We start from the raw sequence: 20,777 nt of genomic DNA on the forward strand, positions 1-20,777 counted from the left end.
CTGGTTTTGACACGAAATGCGCTGGTTTTTTAGAGCAACAAGTCCGCGATTCAGGATTTACGCTGCTGGAGGTTTTACGCCGCGGGTGCCAGTTTCTCTTCTTCCGGCACCTCGCCGCCGGAGCCCGGTCGCCGAGACTTCCACACCGGTCTTGCCGAGTTGCCGGTAGAGCATCTCGCCTTTCAGCTTCCCGGCATTCGTGACGGCTGCCGCTGTGCCCACCAGAAAATCACGGCGTTCCATTTTGCCCCTTAAGGGGGGCCTTACGCTGCAGCATTGCCTTTCCAGGCGCCTTCCAACTGTTGGCGGACGCTCGGCTGCAGCACCGGCACGCTGATGGGCCATGGCTCTTCGACGCCCATGAGCGCCATCGCCGCTCCGGCCATGGCAAGGTTCTTCGCAAAATGCGCCATCTGCATGTGCTGCTCGTTGGGATCCTTGGCGTGCCAGAAGTCGTGCATAACCGGCGCTACGCCTCCCAGGAAACCCATAATCGCCAGCGTACCCAATTTCGGTTTTATCCCCAGCGCGACACTTGCTCCGCCCACCAGCATCATGGCGCCGGTTGCGACCACGGCTGCTTCCGCCTTAGGAACGCTCTTGGACCGCGTGTACTCGGCCAACTGCTTACGGTTCACGATGTGATTGATTCCGTTGTAAATGAAGAAACCACCAAACATGAGGCGGCCAATCAGGAAAGGCACTTTCATCGAATCCTCCGCACAAGGCACGCAGTTGGATTCGAATATGGGAAAGCGGTTTGCCCAAAAACGTTGCGGCAATAAATCAGGCGGCCGATTCGGCCGCCTGAACTCTACCCAAGTTGCTTAATACCGCCCATAGCCGTAGCCACCCTGAACTCCGTACCCCTGCTGGTAGCCCTGCTGGTAGCCTTGGCGGAACTGTTGCTTGTTCACTCCACCAAACCCCCTCGCATCCTCGTACACCTGTGCGTCCGTCGGACGGAACGGCTTACCTACCGCTCGGTCATGCTGCCCATACTGCAATCCGGTCTGGTAGCCGCTCTGGAAAGCGTTTCCGTTGCCGTAGCCATACCCGCTGTTCGGATAATACCCACCGTTCGGGTAATACCCGCTATTCGGGTAATATCCACGGTTATAGGCGCCGTTCGGGTAATACCGGCCGTTGTTGTAGTAGCCATTGTTGTAGTAACCGTTGTTGTAGTAGCCGTTGTTCCGGTAACGGCGATCATGGTCACGATCACGATCACGGTCGCGGTCTCTGTCGTGGTTCTTGCGCCAGTTGCGATCGTGCTGGTAGTTCCTGTTGTTCTTCCAGCCGTTGTCGCGGTCATGGTCCTGCGCGACGGCCGGCACAGTCATCACAGCCGCAAGCGCCAATCCCGCAAAAGCCGTCAAAATTCTATTGAACTTCATATCGAGTTTCCCTCCCACAGTTCGCAGGGACTCGGCCCTCCCTTGCGAGGTCTCTTCTGTTCTCTGTCTAGGCGAAATGTGCTAATGGTCTAAACCCTTAGATGCCATCCGTGTTGCGGTGGTCAGCGTGGCCTTTATTTTCTGAGGATCAGGCAACCAAACAGCGAACTACGTCAAAAGTCGTAAGGCGCGATTCACCACGGAAACACCCAGCTAGTGGACGCAAAACCGCTCTGGAACCCGTTTTGCAGTTCGTCGAAAATCCTCTGTGACTGTGGTGGACAGGTACTTGTGGTTTGTAATACTTCTGTCGCATCACTGAGAACCTCTTGCGTCAGTCTTACGATTTTAACTGTGATGCTGAATGTAATCGATACTCAGGCTTTTCCCCGCCACCCCAAAGGCACCCAGGCACGCATTCTTCTTTCGTCCGTGTTCGGCCCTTACGCGCAGGATGACTCTTACGGCAGCCGCGCCATCAACCCGATGGAGCTATACCACAACCAGGTCACCCGATCGCAGGGTAGCTTTTCGCTCCGCATGTTCCACCGCTCCTGGGGCATCATGATGATCCAGCAGAACATCAGCGCCCCCTGCACCGTCCTCGACTTCCCTACGCTGGAATCCTTCGAGAAAGAGCTGCAGGCGCACGACTACGACGTCGTCGGCATCTCCGGAATCATCGCCAACGTGGGCAAGGTACGCGAGATGTGTAAGCGCATCCGCAAGCTATCGCCGAAATCGACGATCATCATCGGCGGCCACGTCGCCGCCGTCCCCGGTCTCTCGCGCATGATCGATGCCGATCACATCGTCAAAGGCGAAGGCATCTCCTGGATGCGGCGTTATCTCGGCGAAAACCCGGACGCACCCATTCGTCACCCCGCGCTTGTCTCCGCCTTCGACATGCGCGTGATGGGAATCAGGGTTCCCGATAACGCGCGCTCTACAGCCGCGACGGTCGTTCCCTCGGTCGGTTGCCCCCTTGGTTGTAACTTCTGCACCACCTCCTCTTTCTTTGGCGGCAAAGGTAAATACGTCGATTTCCTGCATTCCGGCGACGAACTCTACGAAGTAATGCGCGACAGCGAGCAACGGCTGAACACGCGCTCGTTCTTCATCATGGACGAAAATTTTCTGCTGAATCGCCCGCGCGCACTGCGGTTGCTGGAACTCATGAAGGCCGACAATCGGAGCTGGGCCCTCTATGTCTTCTCCTCGGCGAACGCGATCAAGAAGTATTCCTATGAAGAGCTGGTGCAACTGGGCATCTCCTGGATCTGGATGGGACTCGAATCGCCGAAATCCAGCTATTCCAAGCTGAAAGACACCGACACGCATGCGCTCGCGGCCGAACTCCGCAAGCACGGAATCAAGCTGCTCGGCTCCACCATTGTCGGCCTCGAACATCACACCCCGGAGAACATTCGGGAAGAGATCGATTACGCTGTCGCGCACCACACCGATTTCCATCAGTTCATGCTCTACACGCCCGTCCCTGGTACCCCGCTCTACGCCGAAATGGAGGAGCAGGGACGCATGTTGCCGGGAATCGACCTCGCCGATATTCACGGCCAATTCAAGTTCAACTTCGAGCACGCGGCCATCTCGCGCGAGCAGTCCAAGAAATTCCTCGACTGGGCATTTCTCCGCGACTTCGAGTGCAACGGCCCCAGCATCTTCCGAATTTGCGAAACCATGTTGCAGGGGTGGAAGCGTTACAAGAATTACCCCGACCCGCGCGTTCGCGAACGCTTCCACTGGGAAATGCACCAGTTGAAAGGAACCTATAACGCCGCATTGTGGGCCATGGAAAAGCGCTTGCGTGGAGCGAACGAATCCGTTGCGATACGAATCCGCACTCTGCGACGCGAGATCGAACGCGAGTTTGGTGGCGTGGCACGCCTCTCGAGAATTGTCCTCGGTCCGGTGCTGCTCTGGAGTTCCAGGCGCGAAGACCGGCGTCTCGCCAAAGGGCAGACTTACGAGCCGCGAACCTTCATCGAGCGCCGGAACTGGGTGGAAGCGTAACCAGTTCTTTGGATTTGCGCACCGCCCGCGATACTTGCGGAATTTCCTTGTGCCCGCAGATCGTGTTGCCCAGCTTGAATGAAAGGTCGAAGAGATCCCCAACGCGAAGCATTGACATGAGTCGGTGCTCCGCAAGGGCGTGCAATCCTGCCGACGCCATGCAGCCGCACTGAGAGCAATCGGGATCACCTCCGAACTGGCACGGCGTCACTCGCGTCCTCAGGTCTGCCGAGAGCGTAGTCGTGGTACGCGCGAACGTGCACTCGCGTGGAGACGACGGCGGACTAGCCAGGGCGCGAATCGCCGTCGGATGCATGTCCAGTTTCGTATCCCGTTGCGCAACAGCGAGCAATCGGTGCACGATTTCCACCCGCTGTTCCCTGCTCACGATCTCCGGCGCAACCTCGCCGCGCTGAGGTGTATAAACGCTGAACCAGATTCGCTTGATCTCCGGCCGCGCCGACCAGAAGTCGACAAAATCATCGAGGTAACCCGCGCGAACCAGCATCTGCGCGGTGATGGTGCAATGCACCGAGATCATGTTTTGGTGTCCCTCGATGCTCTTCAGTATCCGTTCGTACGTCGCCGGGCGCCGGCGCAAATCATGCTCGGGCGCAAGCCCATCCACGGAAATCACGATGCACAGTCCCGGTATCTTCCCCCACTCGGTCGGAATGGTACGAAACGCGCTGGTCACGATCTGTACCTGCACGCCTCGACGTGATAACTCGGGCAGCAGCACTTCCAGTTCGCGATATCGAACCAGTGGGTCGCCACCGACGATCGACAGGTGCAGGGGCTTGTGCTCTTTCACGACGCGCAACACGCGCGCAACCAGTTCCTCCCCCTTAAAATCCGAGAGTGTCCTCAGGTTAGGCGCACCTTCCCCAAGATGATCGTCGCCATACGCGTAACACCCGGGACAGCGCAGTGGACACTCGCGCGTCAATTCGATCGAGAGCGATGGACGTCTTCCGGAAAGAATGCGTCCCCAGGCACGAAACACCTCCGTCTTCTTCATGAACCCTCAGTGGAGTACACGGCCAACGTTCTGTTGCCGGAAGTACTTTGCGTTTTGCTGATTCGATGCAGCTCTCCCCGCAAAGGTCGTGCAAATACCACCACACGAAGTGGCTAGTATAAGATGTTGGCGCGATTTGCAGATGATCTAACTTTGTGCTTTTGTTCGTCTCGCGATTGGCCAGTATTGCAGTATTCCCAATAGCACGACGCCACAGGAGAGTGCAAGATTGTTGAAGGTAAATCCAAGATAATTCACGTGGTGATGCAAGCTGTCGAAAACTGCAAGCCCAATCAGGACTGCCGGCCCAAGCGTGATCAGGACTACGCCAATCATCCCACCCGGAACGCGAAATGGCCGGGACAAATCCGGTTCCTTGATCCGCAACGCAATCAGCGCCGCAAATTCCAGTGCCAGGCTCAGACCGTAGATTGCGACATCGAGTTCAATCAATTTCACGAACCCAAGCGTCAAGGCTGCAACCCACGCGACCGCACACGCGATCACAGATACCCACGGCACCCCGAATCGATTCAACTTCGTAAACGATTTCGGCAGCCACTTGTCTTCCGCCATGGCGAAGGGCACGCGTGTGTAGCTCATGTGCAGCGAGTTGAATGTTCCTACCCCGAACAACATTCCCCCGAGCACTACTCCCAGGAATAGCCAGCGCCCGCCGATGCCCATGGCGACATCTGCCCATGCCCCGGTGTTCCATGTCGAAGGGTCGACGCCCGCGAGCCAACATGCGCTCACAGGAACCAGGTACGTGACGCTCACCAGCACGCAGGCGGCAAACATCGCGGTAACGTAAGTTCTCTGTGGGTTCTCCACCTCGCCGGCAACCGTAGACGCGTTATCCCAACCCATGTAGTTCCACATGCAGACCAGCACTCCGGTAAGCAAAGTCCCTTCCGTCGTGTGAGATAAAGCGTGCCAACGGCCTGGATGAGCGAAGACGATCCCCGACATCACCACAAATGGACCTAGCAGGGCCACGCCCATTATGACCGCCGAGACGCCGACCTTCCGAACTCCGCTCAGATTCAACAACGTGCAGAAGAGGATGAGAATTGTCCCGGCGATGAACCCATTACGCGGCGTCCCAAGCGCGGGGAACACCTGGCTCGCATAGAGCACGAACACCGTGGGATACAGCGCCATGTCGAAGACGCTTGAAGCCAGCGAGAGCCACGCTTCCTGGAATCCCCAGAACGGCCCCAGCGCGCGCGTCACCCAGACGTAGTAGCCGCCGTCGAGCGGGATCGCCGCCGAGAGCTCGCTTACCATCAATGTTGTCGGCAAGGCCCACAAAATCGGAACGACGAGGATAATGATGATCGAACGCAGATAACCTGCATTGCCGATCAACTCTTCCAGTCCGAATGGGCCACCTGACACCATGAAGAATGTCGCGCCCAGGAGCGTCAGGGTTGTGAGTTTTCGTGTGCGGCTTATTTGGGTAGGCGCGGCTGCGGTCGCCTCAACAGATGCGCTCATCGGGCAAAGACTTTACGAATGTCTTGCAGAGAGGATCTGCAGGACCTCGCGCAATCCCTGGCGCACACGCCGAATGCCGTCCTTCGAATTGTTCTTCGGGAACGGCAGTGCGTTCTGCGACTTTGCCGGACGCGACTCGTGTTTGAGTCGCTCGCGCGCACCCGCAATTGTGAAACCTTCGTCATAGAGAAGGTGCTTGATGTAGACGACATTCTCTACATCGCGGCGCCGGTACATACGTTGCCCGGTGCTGCTCTTCGTCGGCTTCAGGTGTGGGAACTCTGTCTCCCAGAAACGCAGGACGTAGGTCGGCAAATTGCACAGCTCCGCGACCTCGCCGATCCGGAAGTACAGCTTATCCGGAATTACGATCTCATCGCTTCTCTTAACTCGAGCTTTCTTGGCAGTTGCCATAGCTCCCGTACGAGTGGCGCTCGCAGGATTCCGCCGCACTGCGCACCCCCAACTTGCTGCGCGAGATGTGCACCGGCAAACGGTTAGGCAGAGTGTACCCGCTTTCTGCGCTGTGGAAAAGCACGGAAAGGCACTTCCACGCAAATTTCCTGGTTTCGCTTGGGCAATTCAGCGCAATCGCCCCGTCGGGCGCGGGAATCCCGGAACAACTCCGCCCAAAACAGCTGAATCCTATGTTTGGGGGAGGATGTTAGGCCATGCCTCGGCTACGCGTAGCTTCGTTGTTCTCGATCATCTTTGTCTGTCTCGCCGCAATCTTCTCGGCCAGTTGCGGCTCTTCCAGCACTTCCAACAGCGGCGGCGGTGGCAACGGCGGTGGCTCCGGCCCCAGCATCTCCTTCACCGTAGATAAGCCCACCATCACCGCCGGTGATCTCGCCACTCTGACCTGGTCCACCCAGAACGCTACCTCGGTCAGCATATCTCCTGCCGTGGGCGAAGATGCGCCCGGCTTGAGCGGCACCGCCACGGTCGCCCCCACGCAGACGACCACCTATACCCTTAACGCAACCGGCACTGGCGGCTCGAACTCCGCTACCGTGACGGTCACTGTGAATATCCCGGTACCGACCATCACCCTGACCGCCGATCCGACTTCCATTCTTACGGGCCAGAGCTCAACCCTGCAGTGGACCAGTACGAACGCCACGACGGTCACCCTCGACAACAACATCGGTGCCGTCGATCCCAACGGAACCACAGCCGTCTCCCCAGCGGCGACTACCACCTACACCGCCACAGCCACCAACAGCACCGGCACTCAAACCGCCAGTGCCACCGTGACCGTCGGCAGCGGCCTGGCGGCCACCATCACCGCCGATCCAACCACCATCACCGATGGCCAGAGTTCAACCCTGACGTGGAGTTCGCAGGGAGCGAGCACTGTTACCCTCAACGGAACCTCTGTAAGCGCCTCGGGATCCACTACCGTGAACCCGACCTCGACCACGACCTACTCACTGATCGCGACCGACAGCAGTTCCAACACCGCGACCGCCGCGGCTACCGTGACCGTGCTCACAAATCCCGGCCTGCAGAATATCAAGCACATCATCTTCTACATGAACGAGAATCGCTCGTTCGACAACTACTTCGGCCAACTCGGCGCCTATCGCGCCAGCAAGGGCCTCCCGGCGGATATCAACGCTCCTGACCTCACCAAGGTCTACTCCGACGCCTACGGCGGCCAGTACAAGCTCTTCCACATTCCGACCACCTGCATCGAGGTCACCAGCCCCGGCTGGAACGAGAGCCACTTCTTCGCGCATCGCAAATCCGACGGCAGCTTCGGCATGGATTACTGGGTCAAGCAGCAAAGCGATTCGCAAGGCTCAACCATTGACCCGCGATACACACGCAGTCTCGGCTACTACACTCAGGACGATATTCCCTTCTATTACGATCTGGCCACCGACTTCGCCACCAGCGATAGCTGGCATTCTTCCATCATGGCGCCGACTATTCCGAACCGAATGTACCTGTTCACCGGAACTTCGTTCGGCTTCATCCGGCCCGATACATCGAGCCATCCGCCTTACACGCAGAAGACGATCTTCCAGCTCCTCAACGAGCACGGGATCTCGTGGAAGTACTACTACCAGAGCGGCGACGTTTTCCTAGCACAGTTCTCGCTCTGGAGCGATCCCGCCAGCCAGGGACGGGTGCGCAATATCAGTGAGTACTACAACATCCTCGCCAGCCCGAACGCCGACAGCGAGCTACCGCAGGTCGTTTTCATCGAGCAGGCCGCGACGCTGCAACTCAATGAACATCCCGACAATAAGTGGGGCATACAGGAAGGCGCCGCCAATACTCAGCGCCTCGTGAGCGCACTGATGAACAGCGCCGCGTGGCCCAGTTCCGTTTTCATCCTGACCTACGACGAAGCCGGCGGCTTGCAGGATCACGTCGCTCCGCTCTCCGAACCCGCTCCCGACAGCACGCCCCCGAACTTCGAATCAACCGACATCGGCACTTGGGACCAGTTCACCTACAGTGGCTTCCGCGTGCCCATGATCGTCGTCTCGCCGTGGGTGAAGAAGAACTACGTCTCGCACGTATCGGCGACTAATACCGCGATCCTGAAGTTCATCGAGACGCGTTTCGGTCTGCCGCCGCTCACCGCGCGCGATGCCAATGACAGCGACATGCTCGACTTCTTCGACTTCAGCAACCCGTCCTGGATGACGCCACCGGAGATAGCCCCGCAGCCCTGGTACTGCGACCAGTCCGATAAGACGTGCCAGGCAATCGTCCAGTACCTCGGCCCGCCGACCTCGACCAACAACACGTGCGATCTGACCCACAAATCGGAGGTCGACCCGAAGATCAACTGAAATAAGCTGGACACTGGACTCCGGATGGCAATCCAAAACTCTGGAGTCCAACGTCTGCCGTGCGAATCGCGCCAAGAATTCACTGGTAAGGCGGCCTTCTTCACCTCACAATCTGTTGATATGCGATTCGGCCCTATTCTCATGAAGAGCATCAACCGCCTCCTTTTCGCCGTCCCCCTGCTCTGCTTGCTCACCAATAGCGCGATGGCACAGCCCATTGCGCGGACCGATTCCGACCACGACGGCCTCACCGATACTTTTGAGCAGCCGCTACTTGAGCAATTTCGCCCGATCTTCATGATCAGCACCAAGGACTGCGCGAATCGTCCCGCAAGGTTTGAGCCCAACGTGGCTACACCGAAGCCTCTTGCAACCGACGGAACAATCTACGGACAGGTATTCCCGCTGCCCGGCTCCTCCAACATTGAAATCCACTACTACACTCTCTGGGACAGGGATTGCGGCCGAAACGGCCACCTGCTGGACGTCGAGCACGTCTCGGTAATTGTCTCGAACAGCCCGGGATCGCCGCCCAAGGCTCTCTACTGGTATTCCGGCGCACACGAACAGACGGTTTGCGATATCAGCAGTGGAGCGCGCGCAGCAGCGCTCGGTGCGGAGGAACATGGACCTCGGGTCTGGAGTTCCGTGGGCAAACACGCTCTGTATCTTCGAAAAGCGATGTGCGGTCACGGATGCGGCGCCGATTCCTGCGAGAACGATGTCGAACTTCCGAACACCGGTACCGTAATCAACCTTGGAGAGCCGACGGCTCCTGCTAACGGATCCACCTGGAGCAGTTCGCCAGAATGGATGCTCTCCAGCAAGATGGATTCCGACTTCCCGCCGGATGTGATCGCCCGTCTCGACGCAACTTCCGGCGAAACGATCATCACGCTGCGCGGAAACAGTTCGCTACGCGGAACCATTCAGGGTAGCGGCGCGGTACTCAACGGTGCTGCCACCGGAGCTCAGCACACAGGCGCGGCCTTGGACACAGCCGATGTCCATACCTCAAAGAGCCTCGGCAAAGCCACGCGCGCGACGGGCAGGTCGCTGCGCAAAGCCTGGAACGCCGTTTTCCGACGACAGAAACCGAAGAGCACCCAGTAGATCCCCGCATCGCCTTCGTTATTGTTGTCGGCATTCGACTTCCGAGCTTTCCTATCCCCTGCCCATCGAATATGATGGCGGCACGCAATCGCCCAATAAAGCGAGGACCACCTTCTGGCTAACCAACTTCTCGCCCGCAAATCCATCGACAAGTTGATCTCCGAATCGGAAGAGCCCGAGCATCGGCTCAAAAAAACGCTCGGCCCCTGGTCGCTGACCGCTCTCGGAATCGGCGCCATAATTGGCTCCGGCATATTCGTCCTGACCGGCACCGCCGCCGCTGGGGAGTACTTCCAGGCGTCCTCGATCTTCCATGCGCAGGTCCTCGATATCATCGTCAACTTCTTCCGCGGCGGCGGTACTGAAAATGTCCTCATGCATGGACGCCCCGCAGCCGGACCTGCGATCGCGATCTCCTTTATACTCGTCGCCGTCGCCTGCAGCTTCGCCGGCCTGTGCTACGCCGAACTGGCGTCGATGATCCCCATCGCCGGCAGCGCCTACACGTACTCCTACGCAACCCTCGGCGAGATCTTTGCCTGGATCATCGGCTGGGACCTCATCCTCGAATACGCGGTTTCCAACGTCGCCGTCGCAGTCGGATTCAGCGGTTACCTGAAAGCGCAGCTAGCGTCGTTCGGGCTGATGATTCCCGACAAATGGTCGACTCCCATCTTTGCCGGCGGTCACTGGACCGGCGCATACTTCAATGTCCCAGGCTTCTTGATCGTGATGATCCTCACCATGCTGCTGGTGCGCGGCGTGCGCGAGTCCGCCGAGACCAACAACATAATGGTCATCGTGAAGTTGGGCGCCATCATCACATTCCTCGTCGTCGGCGGAATGCTGGTAAAACCGAACAACTGGCACCCATTCATGCCCTCGGGCTTTAGCGGTGTCGTCACCGGCGGCGCCATCATTTTCTTCACCTATATCGGCTTCGACTCGGTTTCCACCGCTGCCGAGGAGGCCAAGACTCCCCAACGAGATATCCCGTTCGGCATCATCGCCTCGCTGATCGTCTGCACCATTCTTTATGTCGGCGTCGCGCTCGTATTGCTCGGCATGATGCCGTTCCCAATGTTCCGCTCGGGAACGCAAGTGGTGAAGATGCAGTTCGCCGCGCCGTCGGCCCAGTTCGACCAGCAACTGCGGTCTCTTCCGGATGTGGGCTACGTCGCCGAAACCACAAACCATACCTACCGTATCGTCATTGACGGCGATAAAGAGCTCGCAAGATCGATCGCCTCACGGATTTCGCAACTCGCGAGCCAGACCGGTACACAGGTTCGCGAAGAACCGACCGTCGCTAATGCCGCCGAGGCACCCGTCGCCTACGCCCTCGCCACGCTTGGGGCCAATCGCTGGATTCAGGCCGTCATCATCATCGGAGCCCTCACAGGCATGCTGTCATCTTTGCTCGTCTTCCAGTACGGACAGACGCGCATCTGGTTCGCCATGTCGCGCGATGGCCTTTTGCCGCGCCTGTTCTCCGCCGTCCACGCGCGTTTCAAAACCCCACACTGGTCCACTTGGATAGCCGGGCTCGCAGTGGGCATACCCGCGGGCATTGTCGATATCGGCGATGCCGCCGATCTCTCCAACATCGGTACTCTCTTCGCTTTTGTTCTCGTCTCGATCGGCGTCATTGTGCTTCGCCGCACGCAGCCGAATCGTCCCCGAGGGTTCCGGGTTCCTTTAGTTCCGCTGTTTCCTCTGATCGCGGTGGTACTTTGCGGCGGCCTGATGACAGGCTTGACCGTGATTACATGGGTGCGTTTCTTCGTGTGGCTTGGCATCGGCCTGCTGATCTACTTCTTCTACAGCCGCCGCCACTCCGAGTTCGCACCAAAGAGCACCGCGAAAGCGACCCAGTAAACCAGTTCTGTAATATAAGAGGCGCGCCAGGTGCGCGCCTTTAGCTTTGCTCTCAGCCTGACGTCCGGAGCTCCCTTGCTCGATCACGAACCTCACAAGCCGAGCGACTTCATCCTCTCGCTGCCCAAGGCTGAGTTGCATCTCCATCTCGAAGGCTCCGTCGGTCCGCAGACTCTCAGTGAACTCAGTTACAAGCACCAGACACCGTTTCCGTGGGAGAACAATCGCTACAAGCCGCTACCCGACAGCAATCGCCCGCTCTCGCCCGAGCAGGCGCGCGACCTTTACGAGTACGAGCACTTCACCGGCTTCCTGATGGCCTTCAAGGCCGTCACCGAGCGCATGCGCGATCCGGAAGACTACGAACTGGTGACATATCGCCTGATGCAGAAGCTCGCCGCCGAGCACGTGCTGCACGCGGAGGTCTTCATCTCCGTCGGCGTCGTCTTCTGGCGCGGCCAGGATTTCGATCCGCTGTTCGAAGGAATGGAGCGTGGCCGCCAGCGCGGCGAACGCGACTTCGGCATCTCGTTGTTGTGGATTTTCGATGCCGTCCGCCACTTCGGCCCCGAAGAAGGTCACAAGGTGCTGGAGAAGGCCGTGCAGTTCCAGTCGCGCAACGTGGTTGGAATCGGTATCGGCGGAGACGAGCGCCAGGCGGGGCCCGATTTATTCGAAGGCGTTTACAAACGGGCAGCACGCCACGGTCTGCGACTATCAGCGCACGCCGGCGAAACTGTAGGCCCGGAATCGATCTCAGGCGCGCTGGACTACCTCAACGCCGAACGCATCGGCCATGCTCTCCACGCCGGTGAAGACGAGCAACTCATGCAGCGCCTCATTCGCGACCGCGTACCGCTGGAAATCTGCATTACCAGCAACATCCGCACCGGATGTTGCGGTGGATACGCCGCCCACCCCGTCCGCAAATTTTTCGACGCCGGCGCACTCATTACGCTGAACACGGACGACCCCGAAATGTTTGAAACATCCCTCGTCCGGGAATACCAGATTGCCCAGGACCACTTCGGTTTCACCAACGACCAGTTAACGATTGTCGCCCGCAACAGCTTCGAAGCGTCATGGCTTCCGTCAGAAAAGAAACGCGAATACCTTAGGCTGTTCTAGAACCGACTCACCACAGCGGCACAAAGAACACAGAGGATGCGATTCACGAAGGATCACACCCAATTCACAAAGCTCAACCTCAGGGGCATTAGTTTTTAGACTAAGAACCTCTGCGTGCTCTGTGGCTCTGTGGTGACCTAGCCTCTTGACTTCTCGTAGTGCCTCTTCGCTTTCTCCCGGTTTCCGCAAGTCTTCATATCGCACCACCGCCGGGACTTATTGCGGCTGTTATCGAGAAACAGCCAACTGCAGCGGTCGGAAGCGCACTCGCGCGCCATCGCCAAGTCTTCAGAGGTCAACAGATCTGCGGCCGATACCGCCACCGGCCACAGCGGGCGATCTAATGCATCATCTTCGTCCATCACCCATGTCTTCTGAAACTTCCCGCCGGCATGACTGACACTCGCGTGGATGGAAGCGTTTTTCCAGAAGCGATTCAGTACATCAAGGTCTTTGGTTGCCGGTGCGCTCTCCCGCGCGATCGCAGAGAATATTGAATAGATCGCCTGGCGCAATTCGCGCGCCCGCCGCAGCGCCGCACTGGCCTTCGCCTGAGAATGATTTGCGGCGTTCATCAACTTGCGCGCATCTGAGGCGGTAAGCTGCCCAGTCTGTACCGCCCAGGACAACAGATCGGAATAGGTGAGCAGTTTTTCGGCGCGTGTCTCCGGAACTTTCTGGTCAGGCATGGTGTTTGCGAAATCGAGACACAAGGCTCCGCCCGTGAGCTCGAATTCGTAGTTCCCAAAAAGCGTCGCGTTGCCCATAAATAAATAATTATAACCCCTATCTGATGGTTGACAGGTTACAATCGCGGCAGTAAGCTAGCTAACCAGTAAGGTGGCATATGTCGGTTATAAGCAATTCCGCCGCTCGCAGCCGTGCCGGGGATTCCCGCTTCCTCGTCCTGCTCGCCTTCGCTACCATCTATCTCGTTTGGGGCTCGACCTACCTTGCTATTCGCTACGCGGTCGAGACGATTCCGCCGCTGATCACCGCCGGACTGCGCCACCTGACCGCCGGAAGCGTTCTCTTCGCCTGGGCCTGGTTCCGCGGCTTTCGTCCGACGCGCCGCGAGTGGCTCTCCACCATCGTCCTGGCATTCCTGTTCTTTCTGATCGGCCACGGCTCTCTGCACTGGGCGGAGCAGGTTGTGCCATCGGGCCTGGCGGCACTGCTGGTTGCAACCGAACCGCTTTTCCTCACATTATTTGCGCTGATGCTTTCTGCCCGGCAGAACCTGAATCTCCCCAATATCGCCGGTCTGGCAATCGGCTTCATTGGCGTCATTCTGCTCACAACAGATTCCAGCGCTCTCGGTCAGCACCGGTCCCTGATCGGAGTTGCCGTGCTGATTGCCGGGACAATTGCGTGGTCCATCGGCATGCTCTATTCCAAGCAGAGCAAATCGCTGCCTGCCGATTCCCTGGCTCGAGCTGCAATGTCCATGCTCCTGGGATCATGGATGCTGCTGGCCGCCGCCGGGTTCAGCGGCGAATTCCGTGGATTCCACTGGTCTACCGTCAGCGGCAAGTCTTTCTTCGGCCTGCTCTACCTCATCGTCTTTGGCTCGATGATCGCTTTCACGGCCTACATGTGGTTACTGGAGCGTTCTTCGCCCACCCTGGTCGCCACGCATACCTACGTCAACCCTGTCGTTGCTGTGTTCCTCGGCTGGGCGCTTGCAGGCGAGACGATGACCGGTCGCACGCTGATCGCCTCGGCCCTCGTGGTCGCTTCCGTAATTTGCGTCAGCTTTGGCCATAGCGAAGAACGACAGCGGATTACGGGGAAGCTCGACGAAGAAGCAGCTTAGGTTTCGCGCTCGCGCGTACTGCGCACGTGCAAATATCCACGCTGTTCCGCGCAAATCGCGGTTTGCTCTTCTTCGATTTGAAATGCTGTCCCTCGTCTGCGACAATTTCGCGTTTCAGCCAACGGAGGAATCATGCGTCAGGTAATCGCGACTAACGGGGCACCCAAGGCCATCGGTCCATATTCCCAGGCAATTCGTGCCAACGGATTCATCTTCGTCAGCGGGCAAACGCCCATCGATCCCGCCACGCAGCAACTGATTTCCGGCAGCATCGGGGAGCAGACCGAGCGCGTCCTGCACAACATCGAAGCCATTCTCAAACAGGCCGGCTCCAGCATGGCCAAGATCGTCCGCTGCGGCGTCTTTCTCAAGGACATGAACGATTTCGCCGCCATGAATGAGGTCTACGCCAAATTCTTCCCCAACGATCCCCCGGCGCGTTCCACCGTGCAGGCCGCCCGTCTTCCCAAGGATTGCCAGGTCGAGATTGACGCAATCGCGCTCGAGTAATGCGGCACTGTTTTGGTGGCGGCAGGCAACCTCGCCTGCCGTCTTCCTTCCCCTTCAACCTCTGGCTGGCAAGAAAATGCCGTACCATATTCCTATGTCCTCCCCCGAACTCGCGCCCGAACTGCTGCAGAAGAAAAGTAAGCTCGACGAATATCTTCGCTCGCTCGGCCGCATACTGGTCGCCTACTCGGGTGGGGTCGATTCCGCCTTTCTTGCCTTCGAGGCCCACGAAGTTCTCGGCCCGCAAATGCTCGCCGTTCTCGCCGATTCCCCCAGTCTCGCCCGCACCCACCTGGACCACGCAATGGCCTTCGCGCACGAGCAGAATATCCCGCTGAAGGTCATCAACACCGACGAGATGTCGAAGCCGGATTATGTGCGCAACGATGCCATGCGCTGCTTCCACTGCAAGGACGAGCTGTTCACGGTAATGGAATCATTCCGTGACCAGGGCGGATTTGAAACCGTTGCTTACGGCGTGAACGCCGACGACCGGGGCGACTTCCGCCCCGGCCAGCAGGCCGCCCGCAATCACGGAGTCGCGGCGCCTCTACTCGAAGCCGGCCTCGGCAAGCAGGACATCCGCGATCTTTCTCGCGCCGCCGGTTTGCGTGTATGGCAGAAGCCTGCCTCGGCCTGCCTCTCCTCGCGCATCGAGTACGGCCGGCCCGTCACCCGCGAAGCGCTCCTGCAAGTCGAGCAGGGCGAGGATGCCCTACGCTCCCTCGCTTTCGAGCAATTTCGCGTCCGCCATCACGGCAACCTCGTCCGCATCGAGATCGCCCGCGAGGAAATGCCGCGCGCACTCCAGCCGTCGATGGCCGACGAATTTATGAGGATATTCAAGGCCCTCGGCTTTACCTACGTGACGCTGGACCTCGAAGGGTTCCGCAGCGGGTCAATGAATGCCGTTCTTCCCGTCGAAGTCCTCCACCGTGGGAAATAGCCTTCCACCATCCACCTCCCTCACAGTCACCCTCGGCGCCCCACACTGCCGCAACTGGCAGATGCGGGCCTTTACTCCACCCGGTCTTAGCCCCGAAATGCCGCGGTTTTAGCCGAATTTAGCGATTTCCCTTACCCCTGATTTGCTATATGCGCGGTGCTCTGGCATGCGATAATCAATCATCCATGTCCTTGGAGATAAGGCGGTTCGCAGTGTTCCTGTATCGACGGCTTTTGTTCTTTGCGGTCGCGTTGGCCTGCCTGGCCTGCTCCGCCCAGACGCCAACCTCCGCCGACTTGAATCGAAGCATTCAAAAACAGATTCGGTCGACGTTCCACATTCCAGCACAGATCCCGATCAACATCGGCCAGCGCAAGCCCAGCGAATTCGCCGGCTATGACACCATCACGGTAAATTTCGGCGCCTCGGAAAAATCCAAGCCGTACGATTTTCTGATCTCCAAGGACAACAAGACCCTGGTGCAGATGACGAAGATGGACCTCACCGTCGATCCCAACGCGGAACTCATGAAGAAGATCGACCTGAGTGGGCGGCCGTTCCGCGGAGCGAAGGACGCAAAGGTCACCGTCGTTGTCTACGACGACTTCGAGTGCCCCTTCTGCTCGCGCATGCACGAGGAACTCTTTCAGGACGTAATGAAGGAATACGGCGACCGCGTGAAGGTTTACTACAAGGATTTCCCGCTATTCGAGATTCATCCCTGGGCCGGCCGCGCTGCGGTCAACGCCGGTTGCCTTGCCCAACAGAGCGGTGGCGCCTTTTGGGATTTCGCCGACACGGTTCATTACAATCCGCGACAGATCATTGGTGACAAGCGCCCGCTCCAGGGCCAGGTCGCCGAACTCGATCGCATCACCATGGAACTCGGCCACAAGCACGATGTCGACATGACCAAGCTCGCACAATGTGTGAAGGCGCAGGACCAGACCGCCCTGCAGGCCTCGGTGAAAGAAGCTACCGCTCTGGGCGTCGAGGGCACACCGGCACTGTTCATCAACGGCATTAAGCTGGACGGCGCGGTTCCGGTCACAGAACTGCGCGCCACGCTCGACCAGGCACTGCGCGACGCGGGCGAAAAGGTACCCGACTCCAGCACCGCTGGAAATTGATTTTCAGTGAAGCGTCCGGCCGCGTGCCGGGCATGATGTACCCCCCGGCTGCAAGTTCGCCGGGCTGGGTAAGATCGACGGAGGACCCCTACTTTGAAACGCATTCTTAGCATGTGCCTCGCAGTAAGCGCGATTACAGGCGCATTTCTGTTAGTGGCATGTTCTGGCGGCCAGGGCGGCGCGGACGTCTGGGCCAAGGTTAACGGCCATAAAATCACCAAGGCTGAAGTTGACAAGTACTATCGCAACCAGACAGAGGGCCAGCCCCAGCAGCCTTCCGATGAGCAGGCCGCGAGCCTGAAACTCAGTATCCTTCGCGAACTCATCGATAATGAAATCCTCATGCAACGTGCCGAGAAGCTCGGTTTGCTCGCAACCGACGAGGAAGTCGAAAGCAAGCTCAACGAAATCAAGGCGCCGTACACGAAGGAAGAATTCGAAAAGCGTCTCAAGGATCGCAACACCACCGTCGACGACCTGAAACGCGACATCCGTCGCTCGGTGACGATCGAGAAAGTCCTCAACAAAGAGGTCACGTCGAAGATCAACATCACCGACGCCGACATCACGAACTACTACAACCAGCATAAGGCGGAGTTCAACCTCATCGAGCCGCAGTATCACCTGGCGCAGATCCTTGTCACCACCCAGCCCAACCCGCAGGTGCGCAATCTGAAAAACGACAAGGCGCAGAACGATGCAGAGGCCAAGAAGAAGATCCAGATGATCAGCAACCGCCTCGATAGCGGCGAGGACTTCGCGACTGTGGCCATGAACTACAGCGAGCAGCCGGAGACTTCGGCCAATGGCGGCGATCTCGGCTTTATCCCCGAAAGTTCGCTGAAGCGCGACAAGCAGGCTTGGGACGAGATCAGCAAGCTGAAACCCGGCCAGTACAGCGCGCCCATGCCGGCCGTCAACCCCCAAACGAATAAGGTCGAGGCCTACCGCATCATCAAGATGATCAGCAAGGAACCGGAGGGCCAGCGTGACCTCAACGATCCCCGCGTACAGCAGGCCATTCGCGAGCAGTTACGCGACCGCCGCGAGCAACTCATTAAGATGGCCTATTATGAAGTCCTGCACAACAAGGCCACAATTGAGAACTACTACGCGGAGGAGATCCTGAAGAACAACGGCGCTAAATAGCACCGCAGTGAATCCACCTCTTGTGCCCTACCCTTATCGTCCGCTGTTGGCGATAAGGGTAGGGCATTCGCTTCGTGTCTGCCTTCTTTGTTCGGTGGGGTTTTGACCCTGCCATTTGCTAATGGCTAATTGCTTCGGAGATTTACGAGCGAATTGCCTTTTACTCAATGATGACAAGCGCATCCCCGGCGTTCACTGTCGCACCCTCGGCGACCAGCACTTTCGCCACAACACCCTTCTTCGGCGACTTCAGCTCGTTCTGCATCTTCATCGCCTCCACGACGATGACGCCCTGCCCCGCCTCGACCTCGCTCTTCTCCGGCAGCAGGATACGAACGATTTTTCCGGGCATCGGCGCCGTGACCTTCTGCGGACCTTCGGTGGTTCCGGCCTTCGCGCGTCGCGTCTTGAGCGAGCGTGGATCCTGCACCTCGGAGGCGTATCGCGCTGAGCCGACTATCATGTGGACCTCGCCATTGAGTGCCCGCTCCCGCTTGATCTCATACGCCTTGCCTCCCAGCAGGACCGACATTACATCGCGTGCCGTGAACGCCGCGTCCACTTCCATCATGGCGTCATCGACCTTGCAGAGCCACGTTTGCTCGCGTTTCGTCAGTTCAACCCGATGGGTAGTCCCGTCAATCACCACGTCGTAGATCATCGCAGTGACTCCGCGCGTCCTGTCGCTTTCCAGTTGCTTTTCTGTGGCCCAGCGCTGTTCCCATTCTTCCCTGGTGCTGCTCCCGGCATCGGTTCGCCCGTGTGCTCGACCGTGCTCTTCTGCTCTCCTTGGGCAAAAATCGCTGCCGCAAGCGCGGCAATTCGAATTTCTTCGCTCGTCGACGGTGGAAGCTCCACCTTTTCCTTCAGCAACCGATCGAGGAATCCCGTATGCAGCCGTCCCGCACGAAAATCCTCGTCGCGCAGTATCCGCCGGAACAGCGGGATGTTGGTCTTGATGCCACCAACGAAGTACTCGTATAGCGCGCGTTGCAGCCGGCGAATCGCGTCATCGCGAGTCGTGCCGTAGCCGATCAACTTCGCCAGCAGTGGATCGTATTCCAGCGGCACGGTCCAGCCTTCGTACATGCCGCTGTCGCGCCGGATACCCGGGCCTGACGGCGAAATCAACCGCGTGATTTGCCCCGGCGAAGGGAAGAAGTTGTTATCCGGATCCTCGGCGTACACGCGACACTCGATCGCGTGCCCGCGAATTTCTATGTCTTCCTGCCTGAACGGCAGCGGTTCGCCCGACGCGATTCGAAACTGTAATTGCACCAGGTCAAGCCCGGTCACCAACTCCGTCACCGGATGCTCAACCTGCAGCCGCGTGTTCATCTCGAGGAAGTAGAAGTTCCTGTTCTCATCGGCGAGGAACTCTACTGTTCCCGCGTTTGTGTATCCGGCGGCTTTAGCGACGCGCACCGCGACCTCGCCCATCTTGCGCCGCATCTCCGCGTCCACGATCGGCGAAGGCGCTTCTTCCAGCACTTTCTGGTGTCGCCGCTGCACCGAGCACTCGCGCTCGCCAAGGTAAACACAGTTCCCGTGCTCGTCCGCGAGGATCTGGACTTCAATATGTCGCGGATTGATGATCAGCTTCTCGATGTAAACTTCGTTGTCGCCAAATGCCCGCTGGGCCTCGCTCTGCGCCGAATCCAGCGCCGAGCGTAGCTCCCTGGAACTGTGGACGGCCCGCATGCCCTTGCCGCCACCACCGGCCGCAGCCTTCAGCATCACCGGGTAGCCGATTTGCTCCGCCAGCCTCTCCGCCGCTTCAAACGATTCCAGCCCCTTCTCCGAGCCGGGCACGAACGGCACACCGGCCTTCTTCATGTTCTGCCGCGCACGCGTCTTGCTGCCCATCATGTCCATGGCTGCAGCAGTCGGGCCCACGAACTTCACGCCAGCCTGCTCGCACGCCCGCGCGAAATTCGCGTTTTCCGAGAGGAAGCCGTATCCCGGGTGAATCGCCTGCGCTCCCGACCGCCGTGCTACGTCGATGAGCTTTTGCGCGTTCAAGTACGACTCGCTCGCCTGTGACGGCCCGATGTGGTACGCGTAGTCGGCCTTCCGAACGTGAAGTGCCCGCCGATCGACGTCCGAGTACACTGCCACCGACTCGATGCCCATTTCGCGGCACGCCCGCAGGATCCGAACGGCGATCTCTCCGCGATTGGCGATCAGAATCCGTTGAAACATTCCTGCCCTCTACTGCAAAGGATTGAGAATTGTAGCCCAGCGGTTGCACATCCACGAGTAATTTGGATCACCGGCACTTCTCCCCACGACTTGCGGTCCACCTGTCCACGCCTCTTCTGCGCAGATGGGTGGGCAGTTCTAGCGAG

19 protein-coding genes are annotated in these 20,777 nt (G+C 58.7%); 10 read left to right on the forward strand and 9 right to left on the reverse strand.

What is annotated here, in order from left to right:
• Positions 1–57 precede the first annotated feature (57 nt).
• The 3 genes from ROO76_17970 to ROO76_17980 form a co-directional block, all read right to left on the reverse strand.
• A complete protein-coding gene (locus tag ROO76_17970; GenBank protein MDT8070056.1) occupies positions 58–243 on the reverse strand; it encodes a hypothetical protein in 186 nt (61 codons plus the stop codon).
• A gap of 20 nt (positions 244–263) precedes the next feature.
• A complete protein-coding gene (locus ROO76_17975) occupies positions 264–710 on the reverse strand; it encodes a DoxX family protein (GenBank protein MDT8070057.1) in 447 nt (148 codons plus the stop codon).
• A gap of 117 nt (positions 711–827) precedes the next feature.
• Positions 828–1,397 (reverse strand): hypothetical protein, encoded by a 570-nt coding sequence (locus ROO76_17980; protein MDT8070058.1) that lies wholly within the window; start codon positions 1,395–1,397, stop codon positions 828–830.
• Between the two features lie 357 nt (positions 1,398–1,754).
• On the opposite strand from ROO76_17980, the gene ROO76_17985 reads away from it, so the two are divergent.
• Positions 1,755–3,428: a cobalamin-dependent protein gene (locus ROO76_17985; GenBank protein ID MDT8070059.1), complete on the forward strand. Its 1,674-nt coding sequence runs from the start codon at positions 1,755–1,757 to the stop codon at positions 3,426–3,428.
• Here ROO76_17985 and ROO76_17990 read toward each other — a convergent pair.
• From ROO76_17990 to ROO76_18000, 3 genes are all read right to left on the reverse strand, one after another.
• Positions 3,397–4,449 (reverse strand): radical SAM protein, encoded by a 1,053-nt coding sequence (locus tag ROO76_17990; protein ID MDT8070060.1) that lies wholly within the window; start codon positions 4,447–4,449, stop codon positions 3,397–3,399. The genes ROO76_17985 and ROO76_17990 overlap by 32 nt on opposite strands.
• Positions 4,450–4,596: 147 nt before the next feature.
• Positions 4,597–5,949 (reverse strand): APC family permease, encoded by a 1,353-nt coding sequence (locus ROO76_17995; GenBank protein ID MDT8070061.1) that lies wholly within the window; start codon positions 5,947–5,949, stop codon positions 4,597–4,599.
• 12 nt (positions 5,950–5,961) lie between these two features.
• Positions 5,962–6,363 (reverse strand): MerR family transcriptional regulator, encoded by a 402-nt coding sequence (locus tag ROO76_18000; protein MDT8070062.1) that lies wholly within the window; start codon positions 6,361–6,363, stop codon positions 5,962–5,964.
• A gap of 257 nt (positions 6,364–6,620) precedes the next feature.
• Here ROO76_18000 and ROO76_18005 point away from each other — a divergent pair, with 257 nt between their 5' ends.
• The 4 genes from ROO76_18005 (at position 6,621) to add (ending at position 12,878) form a co-directional block, all read left to right on the forward strand.
• On the forward strand, positions 6,621–8,759 hold the full coding sequence (locus ROO76_18005) for an alkaline phosphatase family protein (protein MDT8070063.1): 2,139 nt from the start codon (positions 6,621–6,623) through the stop codon (positions 8,757–8,759).
• 141 nt (positions 8,760–8,900) lie between these two features.
• Complete coding sequence (locus ROO76_18010) at positions 8,901–9,872, forward strand: hypothetical protein (protein ID MDT8070064.1); 972 nt, start codon at positions 8,901–8,903, stop codon at positions 9,870–9,872.
• Positions 9,873–10,025: 153 nt separating this feature from the next.
• Complete coding sequence (locus tag ROO76_18015; protein MDT8070065.1) at positions 10,026–11,750, forward strand: amino acid permease; 1,725 nt, start codon at positions 10,026–10,028, stop codon at positions 11,748–11,750.
• A gap of 75 nt (positions 11,751–11,825) precedes the next feature.
• The gene (add, locus tag ROO76_18020) at positions 11,826–12,878 is read left to right on the forward strand and encodes an adenosine deaminase (GenBank protein ID MDT8070066.1); all 1,053 of its coding nucleotides are present in this window, start codon (positions 11,826–11,828) and stop codon (positions 12,876–12,878) included.
• Between the two features lie 137 nt (positions 12,879–13,015).
• Here add and ROO76_18025 read toward each other — a convergent pair whose 3' ends face one another.
• Complete coding sequence (locus ROO76_18025) at positions 13,016–13,645, reverse strand: ABATE domain-containing protein (protein ID MDT8070067.1); 630 nt, start codon at positions 13,643–13,645, stop codon at positions 13,016–13,018.
• A gap of 80 nt (positions 13,646–13,725) precedes the next feature.
• On the opposite strand from ROO76_18025, the gene ROO76_18030 reads away from it, so the two are divergent.
• The 5 genes from ROO76_18030 to ROO76_18050 all read left to right on the forward strand — a co-directional run bounded on the left by ROO76_18030 (position 13,726) and on the right by ROO76_18050 (position 18,429).
• Positions 13,726–14,694: an EamA family transporter gene (locus ROO76_18030; protein ID MDT8070068.1), complete on the forward strand. Its 969-nt coding sequence runs from the start codon at positions 13,726–13,728 to the stop codon at positions 14,692–14,694.
• A 132-nt stretch (positions 14,695–14,826) separates the two neighbouring features.
• Positions 14,827–15,204 (forward strand): RidA family protein, encoded by a 378-nt coding sequence (locus ROO76_18035; protein ID MDT8070069.1) that lies wholly within the window; start codon positions 14,827–14,829, stop codon positions 15,202–15,204.
• 94 nt (positions 15,205–15,298) lie between these two features.
• Positions 15,299–16,150, forward strand: coding sequence for an ATP-dependent sacrificial sulfur transferase LarE (gene larE / locus ROO76_18040; GenBank protein MDT8070070.1), 852 nt, complete (start codon positions 15,299–15,301; stop codon positions 16,148–16,150).
• Between the two features lie 185 nt (positions 16,151–16,335).
• On the forward strand, positions 16,336–17,280 hold the full coding sequence (locus tag ROO76_18045) for a thioredoxin domain-containing protein (protein MDT8070071.1): 945 nt from the start codon (positions 16,336–16,338) through the stop codon (positions 17,278–17,280).
• A gap of 93 nt (positions 17,281–17,373) precedes the next feature.
• Positions 17,374–18,429, forward strand: a complete 1,056-nt coding sequence (locus ROO76_18050; GenBank protein ID MDT8070072.1) for a SurA N-terminal domain-containing protein — start codon at positions 17,374–17,376, stop codon at positions 18,427–18,429.
• A gap of 160 nt (positions 18,430–18,589) precedes the next feature.
• Here ROO76_18050 and ROO76_18055 read toward each other — a convergent pair whose 3' ends face one another.
• Entirely contained in the window at positions 18,590–19,090 is a 501-nt protein-coding gene (locus ROO76_18055; protein MDT8070073.1) for a biotin/lipoyl-containing protein, read from the reverse strand.
• Entirely contained in the window at positions 19,087–20,631 is a 1,545-nt protein-coding gene (gene accC / locus ROO76_18060; GenBank protein ID MDT8070074.1) for an acetyl-CoA carboxylase biotin carboxylase subunit, read from the reverse strand. Before accC ends, ROO76_18055 begins: the two co-directional genes overlap by 4 nt.
• Positions 20,632–20,777 lie beyond the last annotated feature (146 nt).

It is taken from the genome of Terriglobia bacterium, from assembly GCA_032252755.1.
GTDB lineage: Bacteria > Acidobacteriota > Terriglobia > Terriglobales > Acidobacteriaceae > JAVUPY01.